This is a genomic window from Nocardiopsis sp. EMB25, assembly GCF_026797795.1.
Lineage (GTDB): Bacteria > Actinomycetota > Actinomycetes > Streptosporangiales > Streptosporangiaceae > Nocardiopsis > Nocardiopsis lucentensis.
Genome location: NZ_JAMTDN010000001.1, coordinates 5,368,615 through 5,387,148, shown reverse-complemented (window position 1 = coordinate 5,387,148; position 18,534 = coordinate 5,368,615). Strand labels below are relative to the sequence as shown.

The following is an 18,534-nucleotide window of genomic DNA, read 5'->3' as shown; positions in this document are numbered from 1 at the left end:
CGAACCTCTCAGCATGACCAGTACACGCACCGACGCGGAAGGGACCGCCCCGGAAGAGGGCCGACGCCGGTGGACACGCGTACCGGCCGGACCGGACGCGGGTGTCCGCGCCGTGACGACGTACGGCGCGCTGGCCGTTCGCCGGGACGAGGCGCTCAAGCAGCTGTACGCCGCCCTCCGACGGGCCGACGTCCCCGGTACCAGGCTCGACCTCTACGGCGAACCCGCGGTGTACACCCGCAACACACGCACCCGGGTCCTTGGCCGATACTTCCTCACCCAACGCGTTCTCGACGACGGTTCCGTCCTGGAGACGGGCTCGGTGCCCGTCCAGTACACCGACGCCGCGGTCGGCCTCGTCCGCGACCTGGCCTAGGACGGACGGCGGCGACCCGGGAAGGTTCCCGGGCCGCCGTGTCTTCCTGGTCCTCCGCTTCGCCTCGGACCGGGTTCAGGTGGGCGCGTCAGTCGTGGAAGTCGAGTTCCTCGGGCGAGAGCCGCTCGAAGTCGATCTCCTCGACGGACCCACCGGAGCGGTCGGTCACCCGCGCCCCCTGGACCAGCTCGATCTCGTCACCCTCCGAGTACTGGGTGACGTACACGCCCTGGTGGCCGCCGTGGTCGTCGCCGGACGAGCTGAACGGGACGAGCCCGGGTCCGCGCCACTCCTGCGTCTCCAGCGCGTCGATGAGCGACTGGCGGGTGAGGTCCTCTCCCGCCGACTTCAGGACCTGCGCGAACATCACCGCCTGGGTCATCCCGAACAGGTGCGTGTTGGTCAGCGGAGCGCCGTCCCCGTACTCCTCGTGCACCTCGATGAAGAACTGGGACCACTCGTCCTCGGTGTCCTCCACCCTGGGCAGGTAGCTGGTGATGAGCAGCCCGTCCAGGAAGGCGTCCGCGGGCACCTCCTCGGCGTCGCCGCCCTCCGTGAACCGGGCGAGGAGCCCCTGGAGGGTCGCGGTGTCACCGCCGATGCTGGACACCACCCACTGCGGCTCGTAGCCGATGCTCGCCGACTCCAGCAGCGCCAGCGCGACGAACGCCGGGATGCACGAGCACACGACCACCTCGGCGCCGGAGCGCTCCAGTTCGGCGATCTGCGCTCCGAGGTCGGTGACCTCCGTCTCGTAGTGCTCCCGCGCCACGACCTCCTCGCTGAGGTACTGGTCGAGCCCGGCCTGGGCGTCGACGCCGATGTCGTCGTTCTGGTACAGGTAGCCGACGCTCTGCCCGGGGAAGTTCTCGGCGATGTACTCGCCCTGGATCTTCGCCTCCTTCGTGTAGTCCGTCTGCCACCCGTAGGTGAGCGGGTGCTCCTCCGGGTTGTTCCAGGCCAGGGCGCCAGAGGACGGGAACACGTCGGGGACGCCCTCGTCGTTCAGGTAGTCCAGGACACCGGTGTGCGTCGGGGTCCCCAGACCGCCGACCATCGCGAAGATCTCGTCCTCGATCACCAGCTCCCGGGTCACGTCGATCGTCTGGGCCGGGTCGTAGGCGTCGTCCTCGGGCCGGTAGTCGATCCGCCGCCCGTTCACCCCTCCCTGGTCGTTGACGTAGTCGAACACGGCGGCCGCCCCCTGGGAGACAGCCGCGTAACCGGGGGCGGCGGGCCCGGTCAGCGGTTGGTGGCTGCCGATGACGACGGCGTCGTCCGTGACGCCCGGAGCGACGTCCAGGTCGACGGCGTCGCCCTCGGTCACCTCACCGGCGCCGGTGCACGCGGTGGCCAGCAGGGCCAGGGTCAGGGCCGCCGCCGTGGCGGCCGTCGTTCCTTTGCGGATGCGCATGGTGTTCTCCTTCGTCAGGGGGTGGGCGCGGACGCGGAGGACCCGCGTCGCTCGAGGAGGCGCTGGACCAGGCCCTGGATCCCGAGGGGCCAGAAGCGCAGGACGAGGATGAGGACGACGCCGAAGAACACCACGGGGAGGTTGTTCTCGACGTCGCGCCCGAGGTCGAGGGCACCGGCCAGGTCCGCCGCCCACACCTCGAAGTAGACGAGGGCGAGGGCGGCCCAGAGGGCGCCCCACATGCCGCCGATCCCGCCCAGGACCAGGGCGGCGAGCAGGCTCAGGGACAGGGCGAGCGTGAAGCTGCCGGGGGTGACGGTGCCCAGCACGTAGGCCTGGAGGCCCCCGGCCAGTCCGCCCGCGGTGGAGGCGATGACGAACGCGGCCACCTTGGTCGAACCGACCGGGACGCCCGCCATGGCCGCCGCGGTCTCGTCGTCACGGACGGCCCGCATCCGTCTGCCCAGACGGCCGGAGGAGATCGTGGCCAGCACGGTGAGGGCCAGCAGCACGGTCGTCCACACGACCAGGGCCCTCCAGTCGCTGGTGCTGACGATCCCCTCGAGGAAGGGGGGCGCTCCCGCGGCCCGGATGTTGAGCCCGTTGCTGCCGCCGAGGACCTCGTGGTAGCGGTGGGCCAGCCCCGGCAGCCCCACGGCGAGGATGAGCGTGGCGCCCGCCAGGTAGGGGCCGTGCAGCCGGGCCGTCGCGGTGCCGACGGCGACTCCGGCCACGGCGGACACGGCGACGACGATCGCCAGGTTGGCGGCCAGCGGCAGCATGGGCTGGTGCAGGACCAGCAGTGCCATGCCGTAGGCGCCGATCATCAGGAACGCGCCGTGGCCCAGGGAGATCTGGCCGCTGCCGCCGACCAGGAGCTGGAGCCCGGCCAGGGCCAGCAGGGTGTACCCGACGGCGGCGAACCGCAGGGCTGCCAGGTCGCCGGTGACGAGCACCAGGCCGCACACCCCGGTGAGCGCGAGCACGGCCAGCAGCAGGTGCCGCAGGGGCGCGGGCAGGGCGCGCCAGCGGTCGGCGGGGGTGGTCGGTGTGGTCGGGACGGGAGCGGGGGCGCGCTCGGCGCGCTCGCGGGTGGGTGAGGTCACGGCGGCTACACCTTTCGCGCGGTCGGGCGGGACAGGATTCCGTCGGGGCGCACGCTCAGGACGAGGACCACGACGGCCAGGGCGGCGAGCGTGGCCACCTCGGGCCCCACGTAGCCGGACACGTAGGACATGGCCAGGCCCATGAGCATCCCGCCCAGGAGTGCGCCGAAGGGGCTGTCGAGCCCGCCCACCACGGCGGCGGTGATGCCGAACACGAACACGGCGTCGAAGGCGTTCGGGGAGATGAAGGGCGGGCCGGCGAGCATCCCCGCGAGGGCCCCGATGAAGGCGGCCACGCCCCAGCCGACGGTCAGCATGAGCCCGACCCTGACCCCGCTGAGCCGGGCGGCCTCGGGGTGGAAGGCCGCCGCGCGCATGCGCAGTCCGAGCGGCGTGAACCGGTACAGGGCGAACAGGAGCCCGGCCACGGCGGCGACCGAGGCGAGCGCGAAGGCGTCGGCCGGGGAGAAGCGCCCCACGTAACTGAACGCGTAGCCCAGCGCGTGCTGCTCGTTGCCCCACACCATCCCGACCGCGCCCTGGACGACCAGGAGGAGTCCGAGGGTGACGATGACGGCGTTGAGCTCCGAGGTGCGCGCGATGGGCCGGATGATCACCCGCTCCACCAGCGCCCCGGCCACCAGACCGGCAAAGAGCGCCGCGGCGAACCCGATCCAGTAGGAGCCGGTGAGCTGGGTGACGGTGTAGGCGGTGTACACCGATATCAGGGCGAGCGCCGGTTGGGCGAAGTTCACCAGGCGCGTCGCCTGGTAGATGATGACGAGGGAGAGCGCGAGCGCCGCGTAGGCGGCCCCGGACGCCAGCCCGTTGAGGGTCAGGTTGACGAAGTGGGTCATGGGGGTCTCCTCAGAAGCCGAGGTAGGCGTGGCGCGTGCGGTCGTCGGCGAGCAGTTCGGCGGAACTCCCCTCGGTGACCACGCGGCCCTGGTTCAGGACGAAGCCGTGGTCGGTGACCGACAGCGCCCCGGCGGCGTTCTGCTCGACGAGCACGACGGTGAGCCCCGTGCCGTCGCGCAGGTCGCGCAGGAGGGTGAGGATCTTCTGGGTGACCAGGGGCGCCAGGCCGAGGGAGGGCTCGTCCAGGAGCAGGACACGCGGCCTGGCCATGAGGGCGCGGCCGATGGCGAGCATCTGGCGCTCGCCCCCGGACAGGGTGCTGGCGAGCCGGTGACGGCGCTCGACGAGCGGTGGGAAGAGGTCCATGACCTCGTCCATCGCCGCCGTGTCGCGCCAGGAGGAGCGCCAGAGCGCCCCCAGTCGGAGGTTCTCCTCGACGGTGAGTTCGACGATCACGCCGCCGCCCTCCGGCACATGGGCGAGCCCTCGGGTGATGACGCGTTCCGCGGGCAGGCGGGTGAGGTCCTCCCCGTCCAGCAGGACCCGGCCGGAGGTGGCCGGGTGGAGGCCGGTGAGCGTGCGCAGGAGGGTGGTCTTGCCGGCGCCGTTGGCGCCGAGGACGGCGCACATACCCCGCGCGGGGACGGCGAGCGAGACGTCGTCGAGGGCCCGGACGGCGCCGTGGTGGGCGTGGAGGCCGTCCACGCGCAGGAGGGGTTCGGTGCTCATCGGGCCGCTCCGTCATCGGTGGGGGTGGCGCTCCGGTCGGTGTCCGGGGCGGTGTCGGGGCCGTCGGCGGAGGCGCCGAGGTAGGCGCGCGTGACGGCGGGATCGGCGCGGACCTCGTCGGGGGTCCCGGTGGAGATGACCCGGCCGAAGTCGAGCACGACGATGTGGTCGCACACGTCCATGACCAGGTCCATGTGGTGCTCGACGAGCACGACCGCCATGTTTCGGCTCAAGGAGCGGATCTGCTCGGCCAGCGTGTCCATCTGCCGTCCGGACAGCCCACTGGCCGGTTCGTCCAGAAGGAGGAGTTCGGGATCGCTGACGCAGGCACGCGCCAGGGCGACCTGCTTCTGGATCCCGTAGGGCAGGGTTGCGGGCAGGCGGTGGGCGTGCTCCGCCACGCCGAAGCGGTCGAGGGTGGCCAGGGCGCGTGTCCGGAGTGCGCGCTCGTCCCGGTGGTGCCGTCCCAGGCCGGTGACCATCGACAGGGGTCCGCCACGCGCGAGGCGGTCGGCGCCCGCGACGACGTTGTCCAGGACCGTCATGTTCGCGAAGAGGTTGAGCCCCTGGAAGGTGCGGGAGATCCCGGAGCGGGCCAGGCGGTGGGGGCCGCGTCCGGGCTGGGGCCTCCCCTTCCAGGAGAGTGTCCCGGCGCTGGGGCGCAGGACACCGGAGAGGACGTTGAACAGCGTGGTCTTACCGGCACCGTTGGGCCCGATCAGCCCGACGACGGTCCCGGGCGCGACCCGGAGTCCGACGCCGTCGAGGGCGGTCAGGCCCCCGAAGCGCACGGTCACCCCGTCCGCGCTCAGGAGCTGATCGCCTGCGGTCGTTGTCATGACTGCCTCTCTCGCGGTTGCCGTCCGGAGGTACGTACCGACCAGTTGGTACGGGTCGGGTGCCCGTCCACTCCGTCGTGGCCGGGCCAGTGGGGATGCGTGCCCCGGGGGGTTCGGGCCGTGCGGCGGGCTCCGAGGGTGTGGAGCCCGCCCCGCGTCAGTTGAGGAGACGGGCCAGATCCACCCGGGATCTGATGTTGAGCTTGCGGAAGATGCCGCGCAGATGGTGTTCGACCGTGCGCGGACTGATGAACATGTGCGCGGCGACCTCGCGGTTGGTCGCGCCCTCGGCGACCAACCGGGCGATCTGCTGCTGTTGGGCGGTCAGGTCGCTGGTGGCGGACGCGTCGGGGTCGCGCTCGGCGGTTCCGATCGCCCGCAACTCGGCCCGCGTCTGGCGGACCCAGAGCCGCGCGCCGAAGCGCTCGAAGGACTCCACCGCGTCGTACAGGTGCTCGCGCGCCCGACCGGGCAGGCGGGCTCGACGCAGGAAGGCGCCGAACAGCAGGTGGGTGCGTGCCTGCTCGACGTCGTCGTCACCGCTCTCCCGGTGCAGGGCCAGCGCGTTCTCGAAGTGGTCGGCGGCCTCGTCCCCCGTCGCCAGCAACCCGCGGCCGCGCGCCGCCAGGGCTCGGGCGCTCGGGCTCCCGATCCCCTCCGCCCACCGCTCGTAACCGGCCAGCGAGGTGCGGGCCCACTCGGTCTCCCCCATCCTGGTGGCCGCCTCCACGAAGTGCGGGGCTGTGAGCAGGCGCATCGTGGGGTGCCCGTGCCCAGGACCGGCGTGGACCAGGGCGCGCAGCCGGAAGAAGGCGTCGGCCGCGTTGCCGCGCGACAGCTCCAGGACGGCCAGCGCCCAGGCCGCCAGAGCGGCCGGAAGACCGAGGCTCTTCTCCCCGGCCTGGGTGGTCACCGCGCGCGCCCGGATACGACAGGTGTCGACATCCCCCTGGATGGCGGCGATCATCGCCAGGGAGGCGAGGTGCTGCGTCGCCCACACCGGCTGCCCGTACTCGCGCGCCGCCCTGAGGCCGTGGAGCGCGTGCCCCGCCGCGGAGGGGAAACGGCCGCTCCAGAACTCGGAGAAGACCTGGAAACCGAGTGCGGCCGGTACGATCGCGTACTCGCCCTGAGCGGTGCCCACGTCCACGGCCCGGGTGGTCACCGCGCGCACGAACGGCGCGTCCCCGAGCCGGAGCCCGCTGACCCCCGCCCAGATGAGCTCGGAGGGCTTGTCCATGCCCTCGGACAGCCGCACGGCCTCCCGCAGGAGCGGGGTGGAGGTCACGTAGTCGCCCCGGAAGGACAGGGCGCACCCTTTGAGGAAGGCGGCGACCAGGCGCATCGACGCGGAGTCGTCGGGACGCACCAAGGGCACGGCCAGCTCGGCGGCCCGGCCGTGGCGGACCGGGTCGCCCGCCAGGGACGCGGAGTCCGCGGAGCGCACCAGGGCGCGCAGGGCCAGGGCACGGTCGTGCGCGATCAGCTCCCGGCCGACGGCGAGCAGGCGTTCGGCGGCGTCGATGGCGTTGCCGCCCCGCATGGACAGCTGGGCGTCGACGAGGTCGATGATCGCGCGGCGGCGGTCGGACACGGCGAGCGGACGGGCCTGGTCGAGCAGGCGCGCCGCACGGGCGGTGCCGCCGCCCGAGTAGGCCTGGTAGGAGGCGGTGGCCAGACGGCAGGCGCGGACATCGGGATCGGGGGTCAGGTGGGCGGCGCGCTCGTGGGCGTGGGAGGCGGCGCTCGGGCCCTCCAGCCGCTGGGCGCGCGACGCGGCGGCCTCGACGGCGTCGGCGAGCCCGGCGTCGGGGGCGCCCGCGCCGGCCGCGGCGTGGCGGGAGAACTCGATCGGGGCGTACTCCGGGTCGATCGCGCCGGCGAGCGCGCCGTGGACCGCGCGCAGGCGTCCCGCGGGGGCGTCCTGGGCGATGGCCTCGCGGACGAGGGGGTCGGGGAAGACGACGATCGCGCCCTCGACCCGGATCAGCCCGAGCTCCTCGGCGGGTTCCAGGTCGTGGACGGTCAGGTCGGGGTTGCCGCCGGCCTCGGTCAGCAGGCGCACGCCGGGGTCCGTGGCCAGGGCGGCGACGAGGAGGAGGTGGCGCACCTCCTCGGGGAGTCCGCGGTAGGCGGTGAGCAGGGCGGAACGCAACCGGGTGGGGAGGCGCAGCGGTTCGGGGAGCGGCGCCTCCCCGCGCAGTTGGACGTCGGACAGGGACCGCAGGTGGCTGATGGCCACCGCCGGGTTGCCGTGGGCCGCCCGGACGAGGACGGTGCGCACGCCCGACGCCGGGGTGAGGGGAGCCCGGTCGGTGAGGATGTCGTGGACCGCGCGCTCTGCCAGGGGCGGGAGGACGCGTTCGGCGACGCCGGGGACGAGGGTGTCGGGGGCGGGCTCGTCATGGTCTGCGCCCGAGGGCTTGCCGTGGCCGCCGCGGGCGGTGAACACGGCCGAGACGGGGAGCCCGGACAGACGACGCGCGACGAAGGACAGGGCCTCCAGGGAGGGGGCGTCGAGCTGGTCGGCGTCGTCGACGCAGACCAGGACCGGGCGCTCCTCGGCGGCGCGGCGGAGGAGGTCGAGGACCGCCGTGTAGAGGGCGAACCGGTCCGGGGCCTGGAGGATGCCCTGGGTGAGGGCGCCGAGGAGGAGGTCGCGGCGGTGCGCGGCGAGCCGCTCGGCCGCGGCCTCGACGGGGCGCAGGAGCCGGTGCAGTCCGGCGAGCGGGAGGTCGTTCTCGGAGGGGACCCCGGCCGCGTGCAGGACGGTGAGGCCGTCGGCGGACGAGCGCACGTGATCGAGGAGGGCGGTCTTGCCGCGTCCGGGTCCTCCGGAGAGGAGGACGGACACACCGCTCCCGGACCTCGCTCCGTCCAGTGCGTCCGCGAGGATCCGCTGCTCTTCGTCCCGACCCCGGAGGCGGATGTCCTGGGGGTCCGTGTTCCTGCCAGCCACACGCCGACGATCGCACATGAGGACCCCGTTACGGCAGGTGCGAGCACACATACTGGTCGATTCACCGATCCCCGGACGGAGTCGCACGGAACGGGTGCGCGGCGTCTCCGGACGGGTGGGCGGGCACTGTGTCGGCCGGGGCGCCCAGTGTGGCACCAGAGCGTTCACCTGCGCATCCTCCACACGGGGATGGTGGCACGAGTCACAGGAGGGGGTGGCGACGGACTCACCTCCAAGCCCCTCGGCGGCCACCGGCCGGTTATCAAGCCGTAATCTCCCGACAACACCGCCACGCGATACCGACATTTAGGGCATAACGGCCCTCGGATAGCGTTTTGTCCTCCCGGGGACACTGTCGCGGGCGCCCGGCACGGGATATCCAGTGCGAGACGCTCCCCCGGGGCCGGGGGACGGGACACCAGAAGGGATCCACGTCTATGGAGAACCGCTTCCTGGCCGCGCACGGCACGCGGGAACGCTCACCGGTCGGCGCCCGTGCCGACGCGCGGACGGGCCCTCCCACGTTCGGTGTCGAGGAGGAGTTCTTCGTCGTCGACCCCCGCAGCCGACGCATCCTGTCCCGGGCCCCCGACGTCCTGGCGAACGTCCGCCACCTCAACGGACACCTGTGCGGTGAGTTCACCCGCACCCAGGTGGAGGCCAACAGCCCCGTGTGCGACACCTCCGAGGACGCGGCGCGCTTCCTCCGCTCGGCCCGCCTCGAACTGGTCCGGGCCGCCGCCGGGGCCGGGCTGGCGGTCGTCGCCTCCGGCACCCCGGTCCTGGGCGACCCGGCGGAGGCCCGGGTCAGCGACGGGCGGCGGTACGCGGACATCGCCACCCACTTCGGCGCGTTACGCGAATCCCATGTGGTGTGCGGCTGCCACATCCACGTCGGCATCCCCGACCGCGGGACCGCCGTCGAGGTCGGCGGGCACCTGCGCCGATGGCTTCCGTTCCTCGTGGCGCTGTCGGCCAACTCGCCGTTCCAGGCGGGCCGGGACACCGGATACGCCAGCTGGCGCACCATCACCTGGAACCGGCTCCCGTCGGCCGGTCCTCCGCCGCTCTTCCGCTCCCTCGCCGAACACGAACGCGCCGTCAGCGCGCTCGCCGGGAGCGGAGCGATCCTCGACCGGCACATGGTCTACTGGGACGTCCGTCTCTCCGACCACCTGCCCACGCTGGAGATCCGCGTGGGCGACGTCGCCGCCACCGCCGACGAGGCGCTGCTCTTCGCCGCGCTGACCCGGGGACTGGTCTCCCGGGCACTCACCGACATCCGCGACGGGGTGCCCGTACCGGAGATCGACGCCCCGGCACTGCGCGCCGCCATCTGGCGGGCCGCCCGCGACGGCCTGGAAGGGCGGGTGCCCGACCCGTTGACCGGCGAGTCCCTACCGGGGTTCCTCGCCATGGACCGGATGCTCGGTGCGGCTCTGCCTGGACTGGAGGCGAACCGGGACGCCGACCTCGTGGTCGGGCTGCTCGACCGGGTGCGCGCCGCCGGGTCGGGCGCCGCCCGCCAGCGCGCGTACCTGGAGCGGCGGGGCCGCATCACCGACGTCGTGGACCACCTGGCCGCCCAGACCGGGGAAGGGCTCCCCTAGGGCCTGCCCGCCGTGGGCCTCCGGCGCCCTCGACCAACGGCCTCCGGCGCCCGCCTCGTTCGTGTCAGCCGACGGTGTCCCTGGCGCCCACCTCCCCCAACACGGCGGCGAGTTCGTCCGACCGGGGCGGATCGGCCCCCTCGCGGGTCACCGCGCACGCGGCGGCCGCTGTCGCGAGGGTCAGCAACGCGCGAACGTCGCCGTCGCCCAGACCGGCCAGGCGGGCGCGCGGTCCCTCCCCCAGCCGGCCGGCTCGGTCGAGCCCGTGCAGGAGGGCGCCCATGAAGGCGTCGCCCGCGCCCACGGTGTCGACCACCGGGACCCTGGGCGCGGGGACCCGCACCTCACCGGAGTGGGTGACGGCGACGGCGCCCTCCGCCCCCAAGGTGACCACGACCAGTGCCGGGCCCAGGGCGGCGATCGCGTGAGCGGCCCGCACCGGGGACAGCTCGGGATGAAGGAAGGCCAGGTCCTCGTCGCTCGCCTTGACCACGTGCGCCTGCGCGGCGTGGCGCAGCGCCAGGGCACGGGCCTCGGCCGGGTCACCGATGACGTCGGGACGGATGTTCGGGTCGAGCGTGATCGTGACGCGGCCCCTCCCGTGCTCGCGCCGCAGCAGCGCCTCGATCCGTGCGGCCCCCGGCTCCCGGAACAGGGCCACCGATGCGGCGTGCACGGCCCTGACCTCCGGTTCCAGCCGATCAGGCAGCTCCCCGGCGCGCCATCGCCAGTCGGCCGCGTCGTCCATCCGGAAGTCGTAGCGGGCCGCCCCGTCCGGGCCGACCGTGGCCACCGCCAGGGCGGACGGCTCGTCGGCGGCGAGCAGTCCGCCCGGATCGAGTCCCTCCCGCAGGAGGCGCTCGCGGATACGCTCACCGAACCCGTCGGCCCCGATCCTCGCCAGCAGACGGGTCGGCGTGCCCAGGCGGGCGGCGGCCACCGCCGTGTTGGCGGGCCCGCCGCCCGGAACGGCGCGCAGGACGTCGGGTCCGTGGGACGTGGGCAACAGGTCCATGACGTTCTCCCCGACCACCACCAGCCGGGCGCTCGGGCCGCTCACGCCGTTCCTCCGCCCGTGGTCACGCGCTCGTCGGGGACTGCCTCGGAACCGTTCCCGAGCGCGGCGGCCAGGGAACCGGCCAGGCCGACCTGGGGCAGGAGTGCCGCCTGGTAGGCGTGGTAGACGTCCGGTTTGCCCGGCCACACCGCGCCCGAGGGACGACCGGCCGGGTCGAGCTCGTGGTGCCAGCTCCCGTGCTCGCGGTCGAGGTGGTGGCGGTCGGCGTACACCCACCAGCGGTCGTAGTGGCGTGCGTAGGCGTCGTCCCCGGTCCGCGCGCCGAGCGCCCACGCGGCCATCGTGGCCTCGGCGACCACCCAGTGCATGCGTTCACGCACGACGGGGGTGTCCGCCCAGTCCAGCGTGTAGACGAACCCGTCCTCCCCGTCCGCGGACCAGCCCCGGCGGACGGCGTGGTCGAAGAGGCGGACGGCGTCCTCGTGCAACCAGGGGGGCACGGGGTCCCCCGCCTGCCTCAGGGACGCCTCCAGATGGACCAGCAGTCGCGCCCACTCCAGGAGGTGGCCGGTGGTGCTGCCGAAGGGCCGGAACGGGTCGTCCGGCCGGTCCCGGTTGTGGTCGGGAAGCGCCCGCCAGTCGGCGGTGAAGTGCTCCGGCAGCCGCCAGGCGTACTCGGCGGCCACCCCGTGCACGAGCCGTTCGGCGATGGCGAGCGCCCTGCGCGTCCACCCGTGGTCACCGGTCGCGTCGGCCGCGGCCAGGAACGCCTCCACACAGTGCATGTTGCTGTTGGCGCCCCGGTAGTCCTCGGTCTCGGTCCACCCCCGGTCCCAGCTCTCCCGGACGGCGCCCGCCGACTCCTCCCAGAAACGGGTGTCGACCACCCGGAGCGCCTCGTCCAGCAGGTCGCGCGCGCCGGGACGGCCGGCGAGGACGGCGCTCGACGCGGCGAGGACGACGAAGGCGTGCGTGTAGGCGGACTTGCGGAGGCCGCCGGGCGCTCGGTCCTCGATCCCACCCACTGCATGGGAGCGCTCCCAAAGAGCTTGCTCAGTGGGTGCCTCCTCGAACCAGCCGCCCCACACGGAGTCCCGCAACGGCCCGGCGAGAGCGGACACCCCGTGGTCGGCCAGGCGCCCGGCGTCCTCCTCACCACGCAGGGACGCCAGGGAGAACACGTGCGTCATGCGCGCCGTGATCCAGGTGGCGGTGGGCCGGTCCGGCTCCACCCGACCGCGCGCGTCCAGCCAGCCGAAGCCGTCGGCCGCGACCGCACCCGCGGCGAAGGAGTACAGGCGCCGTTCCTCGGTCCGCAACCAGTCGGGGTGCCCCGGTCCGGGACGTCGTGATGTCATCAATCCACTGCCTCTTCCACGAATCGGTACGCGGTTCACGATATCCGCGCCGCCCCACCCCCGGGAAGGGCCCACCGACGCCTGTGGACCGCCCCTTCCGCCCTCCCGAGGACCGGTTCCCGCACGTCGTCCCCGACCGGGCGGAGCCGGTGGCCCCTCCCGTGGTCCCACGCGACCGGCGAGGCCACCGGGACGCGTGGGAACCCACCTCGGTACGCTCCGAGTGGACACCACCGGACCAGGGGGACGTCGGCGCCGGTCGGCGGCGGCCGCTCGACGTGCCGGAACCGGGCAGTGAGAAGGAGGCGCCTGATGATGCTCGCCGCGGGGGAGACCCCCGTCTACCTCGGACCGATCGTCGCGCTGCTGGTCGCGGCGGGACTGATCGGCGCCCTCTTCGTCCGGCTGAGGGTCGTCCCGATCGTGGGCTTCCTCCTCGCGGGCGTCCTCATCGGCCCGCACCAGCTCGGAGTGGTCGCCGACGAGGCACAGGTGGAGGCGGCCGCCGACATCGGCGTGATGCTGCTGCTGTTCACCATCGGCGTGGAGTTCTCCATCGAACGCCTGGGAAGGATCAAGAGGTTCGTCCTGGGCGGCGGCACCCTCCAGGTCGCGCTGACCACCGCGGTGGTGTCCGGGCTCTGCCTGCTGTTCGGTCTCGACTGGCGCGTCGGCGTCTTCACCGGCTTCCTGGTCGCCCTGTCCTCCACGGCGATCGTGCTCAAGGTGATCGCCGCCAAGGGGATCACGCAGCGCCCCGTCGGCCAGGCGTCCGTCGGCACCCTCATCCTCCAGGACCTCGCCATCGTCGTCATGGTCCTGCTCATCCCGATCCTGGGCGGGGAGGGCGACGGGACCTGGGGCATCGTCCAGGCCCTCGGAACCGCGGCCCTGGTGCTCACCGCCGTCATCGTGGTGGCGCGCAAGGTCATGCCGCCGCTGCTGGAGCGCATCGCGCGGCTGTGCTCACCGGAGATCTTCCTGCTGTCGGTCGTGGCCATCGCGCTCGGGGTGGCCTACCTGACCTCGCTCGCCGGGGTCAGCAACGCCCTGGGCGCCTTCCTGGCGGGCATGGTGCTGAGCGAGTCGCGGCACAGCGCCCACGCGCTCAGCGAGATCATGCCGCTCCAGATGATCTTCAGCGCCGTCTTCTTCGTGTCGGTCGGCATGCTGCTCGACGTCTCCGTCCTGGCCGAGCTGTGGTGGATGGTCCTGATCGCCGCGATCGTGGTCGTGGTGGTCAAGGTGGCGACGACCTTCGCGGCGGTCTCGTCGCTGCGGGTGGGCACCCGTACGGCGGTCGCGTCGGCCTTCATGCTCGCGCAGATCGGCGAGTTCTCCTTCGTGCTCCAGCGCTCCGGTGCCGAGTACGGGCTCTCCCCCGCCGGAATGGGCCCCGAGGGCGACCAGCTCCTCGTGGCCGTCACCGTGGCCCTGATGACCCTGACACCCGCGCTCGGCGCTCTCGGCGAGGCGATCTCCCACCGCCTGCCCGAGCGCGCGGGCGCCCCCGCCGCCGAGCCCGCCGGGAAGGCCGACGACACGCGCGACCGCGTCCTGCTCTCCGGATGGGGGCCGGTCGCCCGGAACCTGGGCGCCTACCTGAACGCCAACGGAGTCCCGTCGACGGTGACCACGCTCAGCCCCGACCTCGCGGCCGACGCGGAGGGTTTCGGCCACACCGTCGTGCGCGGTGAGGTCACCAAGGCGAGCGTCCTGCACGAGATCGACATGGACCGCGTGCGGCTCATCGTCATCGCGGAGAACTCGTCGGAGGAGGCCACCCACATCGCCCACATCCTCAACGGCCTGGCGCCGGGCGTGCCGATCGTGGTGCGTCCGACCGACTCCCCGGACATCGTGGGCCTGTACGACGCCAACGTCCAGCGGATCGTGGACCCGCACCGGGCGGCGACCGAGCCGCTGGGCGGGACCGTCCTGGACCTCCTCGGCATCGACCACACGCACCGCGGGCACCCCGACCCGACCGTGGTCACCCGGTTCTCCCCCGACCCCGACGCCGCGTGCGCGCACATGGAGGACCTCTCACCCGTCCTTCCCAAGAGCCCCGGCTGCACCGACTGCCTCCGCAGGGGCAAGCGCGACTGGGTCCACCTGCGGATCTGTGCCGGGTGCGGCTTCGTGGGCTGCTGTGACGACTCCCCCGATCGCCACGCCAGCGCGCACGCGACCGCGTTCGGCCACCCCGTCATGTTCTCCGCCGAGCCCGGCGACGACTGGGCCTGGTGCGTCCTGGACTCGCATCTGGTCCACAGCGCGGAGACCCCGGCCGGGGCGTGAGCTCTGTTTTCCTTGGGCCTGCCGCTTCGCTTCGGCCCGCCCGTCGCCCTCCACCACCCTCAACGGACTGTGAGGATGTGTGGTGGCTTCTCCAACGGGCTCTGACCCACCAACGGACTGACGCCCTCAGCGACTGTCTCGCAGACGATCTGTCGACCCGTACGGGGAAACCACCGCACACGACCGGACGGGCATGTGACCTCATAGGAGCTTGGCCCAACAAGCCCCACCACAGTCTTGTCCGCCCGCCCGGCCGACGCGTGCCACCCCACCGGAACCAACGACAGGACAGCGGTAACCAGCATGACCGATCAAGCCCTGAAAGTCACAGCGGGCGTGGACACCCACCACGACACCCACCACGCCGCCGTCATCGACCACCTGGGCCGCCACCTGGCCGACAAGGAGTTCGACGCCACCGGCACCGGCTACCAACAACTGCTCACCTGGCTGGACTCCTTCGGCCCCCTGGCCGCCATCGGCGTGGAGGGCACCGGTTCCTACGGCGCTGAACTCGCCCGCACCCTGACCCGCACCGGCCTGAGGGTCGTGGAGGTCGACCGCCCCGACCGCAAGACACGCCGGTCCAAGGGCAAGTCCGACCCCATCGACGCCTACGCCGCCGCCCAAGCAGTGGCCTCCGGCCGGGCCAGCGGCACCCCCAAGACCCGCGACGGCGCTGTGGAGTCCATCCGCGCCCTGCGCGTGGCACGCCGCTCAGCGGTCAAAGCCCGCACCCAGGCCCTCAACCAGCTCCACCAGTTGCTGGTCACCGCTCCCGAACAGCTCCGCTCGACGCTGCGCGGGCTCTCACCCAAGGCCCTGGTCCAGGCGTGCGCCCGGCTGCGGCCCGGGCCGGACCTGGCCGACCCGACCCAGGCGACCAAGGCCGCGCTGCGCCGCCTGGCCAAGCGAATCGGTGCCCTGGACGAGGAGATCACCGAGCTCGACACCCACCTCAAGCCCCTGACTACCCAGACCGCTCCTGGCCTGCTGAACCTCAAGGGGGTGGGCCCCGAGGTGGCCGGGCAGCTACTGGCCACCGCCGGGGACAACCCCGACCGGCTGCGTTCGGAGGCGGCCTTCGCCCACCTGTGCGGGGCCGCACCGATCCCGGCCTCCTCCGGCAGGCGGGACCGGCACCGGCTCAACCGGGGCGGTGACCGGGCCGCCAACCACGCGCTGCACACCATCGTGCTGACCCGGATGAGCTGCGACGGGCGCACCCGCGCCTACGTCGAACGCCGCACCCGCGATGGGCTGTCCACGAAGGAGATCATGCGCTGCCTCAAACGCTATGTGGCCCGCGAGGTCTATCCCGTCCTGATGCGGTCGATCCGCACCACCAGCACCGTCTGCGGCACCCCACGCAAAGACCTCACCCAAGCCGTTTGACACCCATAGGAGCATCGCCTGCGGCGCGGTACTCGCTCTCGTCGAGCGCCCCGAAGGCAGGGATTCCTCATCCTCGGCCACGCCTATCGCTCGTTCCTCGCTACGCGGCTCGCCTCGTCGTGCAGAACCCTGCCAGCGCCCGGACGGTAGCCCCCTCGGGCGACCGCCCCAGGGCCCGGCCCCGGGTCAGCCCGGGAGCACCCGGTCCCGGTCGGCGGTCCGGCAGGTCCACCGGATGTGGTCGGCGACCGTGCGCGGATCGTCGGCCATGGGGATGTGCCCGCTGCCGATCAGCGACACCATGCGCGCGTGGGGCACGCGTCGGCGTGCGCACACGGCGCCGGACGGCGACAGCGTCCGGTCCCGGTCGCCCCAGGCGATGGTGACGGGGCAGTCGAGGGAGCGGGGCGTGAACGCGTACTCGGCGACGCTCGGCATCATCCGGACGAAGGGCGACCCCGGCTCCAGTGCGCCGACCCCGAACCGGACCGACCTGGCCTCGGGCGTGGACGGGTTCCCGCGCAGGACGGCGCGGGCGAGCGCCCGGGCCGGGGCGCTGTCGGCGATCCGCTCCTTGAGGGGCCCCGGGACACGGGCGACCAGGCGGGTGAGGGCACCGAACGCGTGGATCCCGGACCGCGAGAACCCGGCGGAGAAACCGACGGGAGAGAACACGGTCACCGAACCGGCGACCCCGCGCACCCCCAGTTCCAGGGCGACCGACCCACCGAGCGAGTTGCCCGCGAGGTGGGGCCGGTCCAAGCCGTGCAGCTCGCAGAACCCCTGGAGCGCGTCGGTGAGCGTCCCGACGTCGTAGGGATCACCGGGCTCCGGCGCCGGGGAGGCCCCGAAACCGGGGAGGTCGACGCAGACCACCTCGTACTCCCCGACGAGTCCGGCCGTCACGGCGCGCCAGCACTGACGCCGGTCGCCCAGGCCGTGCAGCAGGACCAGCGGGCGCCCGGTGCCGCGCCGTTCGAACGCGATACGTGTGGGATCCACGTGTATCGGTCTACCGTGCCCGAACCGTTCCGGGCCACACGACGTGCCAGGGACGTGGGAAGTCGACCGCTCGGACACCGTGTGCGCCCCGGGTGAACAGCAGACCGGCCACCACGGCCCCCATGCCGAGCACGGGCGTCCACCCCGTACCGAGTCCGGCCGCCACCAGCACGCCCAGGCCTCCTCCGACCAGCGCGGCCGCCGCCAGTGCGCGGAGCGTCCCCGGAGCTCCGCGCAACGGTGCCGGGGGTGTCTCGAACCGCGCCGTGAGGCAGGCCAGCGCGGCGGTCAGCGGCAGTAGCGCCGCGGTCCCCGCCAGACCCCACCCGAGCCACGCGGCCGTCAGGGGCTCGGGGGTGTCGACACCGAAGACGTAGACCTGGACTCCGGCGACGAGGCTGACCGGGAGCATGTGCCACAGGTACACGGTCATCAGCTTCGGGCAGACCCCGTCCAGGACGCGCGCGGGGCCGGGGCGGTCGGCCCAGGCGGTGATCCACCGGCGGAGCAGGACCGCCGCCCCGACCTGTACCGCGCCGAGCGCGGCCAGGACCAGGGTCGGCGGACCGGCGTTGGAGGCCTCCATGGCGAACACGCCCGTCATGTTCGGCGAGTACTGACCGGTCAGCATCAGGGCGGTCACCGCGACCGCGCCGCCCGCCGCCAGCGCTCCGGCCCGGCGCGGACGCAGGGCCCCCGCCCCGTACAGGAGGCCGAGCTGGTGCACGCCCAGCCACACGAAGACCACGTTCGCGTAACCGAAGCCGTCCACCCCGGTCGCGAAGCGGGTCAGGTCGACCGCGGCGGCACCGGCGAACAGCCCCGCCGCCACCCGCCAGCCGAACCGGTCCTGAAGCGGGAGGAGCACCGGGGTCGCCACGACCACCAGGACGTACACGGCCAGGAACCACAGCACGATCCCCGCGGCCCCCGCGGCGACCGCCACCGGCTGTTCCGGCACGCCGCCCAGGGCCAGCAGGTGGGTGGCGGCGAGCCACACCGCCGCGAGCGGGACGACCGGCCAGGCGAGCCTGCGCAGCCGCCGCGCCACCCAGGTCGTGGGCGCGACGCCGCCGGACGAGGCCGAGCGCCGGCTGATGAGGTTGGCCGCGCCGCCGACGAAGAAGATCAGCGGCATGACCTGGGAGACCCACGTCATGGCGGACGCGCCCGGCACGGAGAGCACGCTGTCGGTGGACAGGCCCCGGGGTCCGTCGCCGAGGACGGGGAACCACCAGTGCTGGAGGACGACCAGCACCATGACCAGCAGGCGGAGGACGTCGAGGAAACGGTCGCGGCCGGGTCGGGAAGGGGAGGCGTGCCCGGGTCCGGGACGGCGCCCGGGCACGGGGAGGGCGGGCGAACCGGACGGGGGCGCCGGCAGGACCGGCGTCCCGCCCCTGGCGCGTGGTCGGAGGGTCGTGGTCATCGGTCGCTCCCGGGTCGTGTCCACCACGGGAGCGTGCGGACGCCGCGCGGTGGAGGAGGTGTCGCGCCGACCGGGCTCAGGGGGCGACGACACGTGGTCCGACGGGCCTCGGGAGGGACGGAAGGGGCCGTCCCCGCCAG

Annotated in this window: 14 protein-coding genes; 4 read left to right on the top strand and 10 right to left on the bottom strand. The window is 73.4% G+C overall.

Going from position 1 to position 18,534, the window contains the following annotated elements; all coding sequences use genetic code 11:
* The first annotated feature begins 13 nt into the window (after window positions 1-13).
* Window positions 14-376: a hypothetical protein gene (locus tag KIK06_RS23880; protein WP_268645179.1), complete on the top strand. Its 363-nt coding sequence runs from the start codon at window positions 14-16 to the stop codon at window positions 374-376.
* Between the two features lie 88 nt (window positions 377-464).
* On the opposite strand, the gene KIK06_RS23875 is transcribed toward KIK06_RS23880, so the two are convergent.
* The 6 genes from KIK06_RS23875 to KIK06_RS23850 all read right to left on the bottom strand — a co-directional run bounded on the left by KIK06_RS23875 (window position 465) and on the right by KIK06_RS23850 (window position 8,332).
* Window positions 465-1,790: an ABC transporter substrate-binding protein gene (locus tag KIK06_RS23875; protein WP_268645178.1), complete on the bottom strand. Its 1,326-nt coding sequence runs from the start codon at window positions 1,788-1,790 to the stop codon at window positions 465-467.
* 14 nt (window positions 1,791-1,804) lie between these two features.
* Window positions 1,805-2,896, bottom strand: a complete 1,092-nt coding sequence (locus KIK06_RS23870; protein WP_268645177.1) for a branched-chain amino acid ABC transporter permease — start codon at window positions 2,894-2,896, stop codon at window positions 1,805-1,807.
* A gap of 5 nt (window positions 2,897-2,901) precedes the next feature.
* The gene (locus KIK06_RS23865; RefSeq protein WP_268645176.1) at window positions 2,902-3,753 is read right to left on the bottom strand and encodes a branched-chain amino acid ABC transporter permease; all 852 of its coding nucleotides are present in this window, start codon (window positions 3,751-3,753) and stop codon (window positions 2,902-2,904) included.
* Between the two features lie 10 nt (window positions 3,754-3,763).
* Entirely contained in the window at window positions 3,764-4,483 is a 720-nt protein-coding gene (locus KIK06_RS23860) for an ABC transporter ATP-binding protein (protein WP_268645175.1), read from the bottom strand.
* A complete protein-coding gene (locus KIK06_RS23855; RefSeq protein ID WP_268645174.1) occupies window positions 4,480-5,322 on the bottom strand; it encodes an ABC transporter ATP-binding protein in 843 nt (280 codons plus the stop codon). Before KIK06_RS23855 ends, KIK06_RS23860 begins: the two co-directional genes overlap by 4 nt.
* 157 nt (window positions 5,323-5,479) lie before the next feature.
* On the bottom strand, window positions 5,480-8,332 hold the full coding sequence (locus tag KIK06_RS23850; RefSeq protein ID WP_268645173.1) for a helix-turn-helix transcriptional regulator: 2,853 nt from the start codon (window positions 8,330-8,332) through the stop codon (window positions 5,480-5,482).
* 386 nt (window positions 8,333-8,718) lie between these two features.
* On the opposite strand from KIK06_RS23850, the gene KIK06_RS23845 reads away from it, so the two are divergent.
* Window positions 8,719-9,891, top strand: a complete 1,173-nt coding sequence (locus tag KIK06_RS23845) for a carboxylate-amine ligase (RefSeq protein WP_268645172.1) — start codon at window positions 8,719-8,721, stop codon at window positions 9,889-9,891.
* Window positions 9,892-9,955: 64 nt separating this feature from the next.
* Here KIK06_RS23845 and KIK06_RS23840 read toward each other — a convergent pair whose 3' ends face one another.
* Both KIK06_RS23840 and KIK06_RS23835 read right to left on the bottom strand, forming a co-directional pair.
* Complete coding sequence (locus KIK06_RS23840; protein WP_268645171.1) at window positions 9,956-10,951, bottom strand: carbohydrate kinase family protein; 996 nt, start codon at window positions 10,949-10,951, stop codon at window positions 9,956-9,958.
* A complete protein-coding gene (locus tag KIK06_RS23835; RefSeq protein ID WP_442789795.1) occupies window positions 10,948-12,270 on the bottom strand; it encodes an AGE family epimerase/isomerase in 1,323 nt (440 codons plus the stop codon). The genes KIK06_RS23840 and KIK06_RS23835 overlap by 4 nt, the downstream gene beginning before the upstream one ends.
* Before the next feature lie 309 nt (window positions 12,271-12,579).
* Here KIK06_RS23835 and KIK06_RS23830 point away from each other — a divergent pair, with 309 nt between their 5' ends.
* Window positions 12,580-14,568 (top strand): cation:proton antiporter domain-containing protein, encoded by a 1,989-nt coding sequence (locus tag KIK06_RS23830; RefSeq protein WP_268645169.1) that lies wholly within the window; start codon window positions 12,580-12,582, stop codon window positions 14,566-14,568.
* Between the two features lie 303 nt (window positions 14,569-14,871).
* Window positions 14,872-15,963 (top strand): IS110 family transposase, encoded by a 1,092-nt coding sequence (locus KIK06_RS23825; RefSeq protein WP_268641451.1) that lies wholly within the window; start codon window positions 14,872-14,874, stop codon window positions 15,961-15,963.
* A 186-nt stretch (window positions 15,964-16,149) separates the two neighbouring features.
* Here the strand turns inward: KIK06_RS23825 and KIK06_RS23820 are convergent, their stop codons facing one another.
* The gene (locus KIK06_RS23820) at window positions 16,150-16,965 is read right to left on the bottom strand and encodes an alpha/beta fold hydrolase (protein WP_268645168.1); all 816 of its coding nucleotides are present in this window, start codon (window positions 16,963-16,965) and stop codon (window positions 16,150-16,152) included.
* Window positions 16,966-16,975: 10 nt separating this feature from the next.
* Entirely contained in the window at window positions 16,976-18,394 is a 1,419-nt protein-coding gene (locus KIK06_RS23815; protein WP_268645167.1) for an acyltransferase family protein, read from the bottom strand.
* Window positions 18,395-18,534 lie beyond the last annotated feature (140 nt).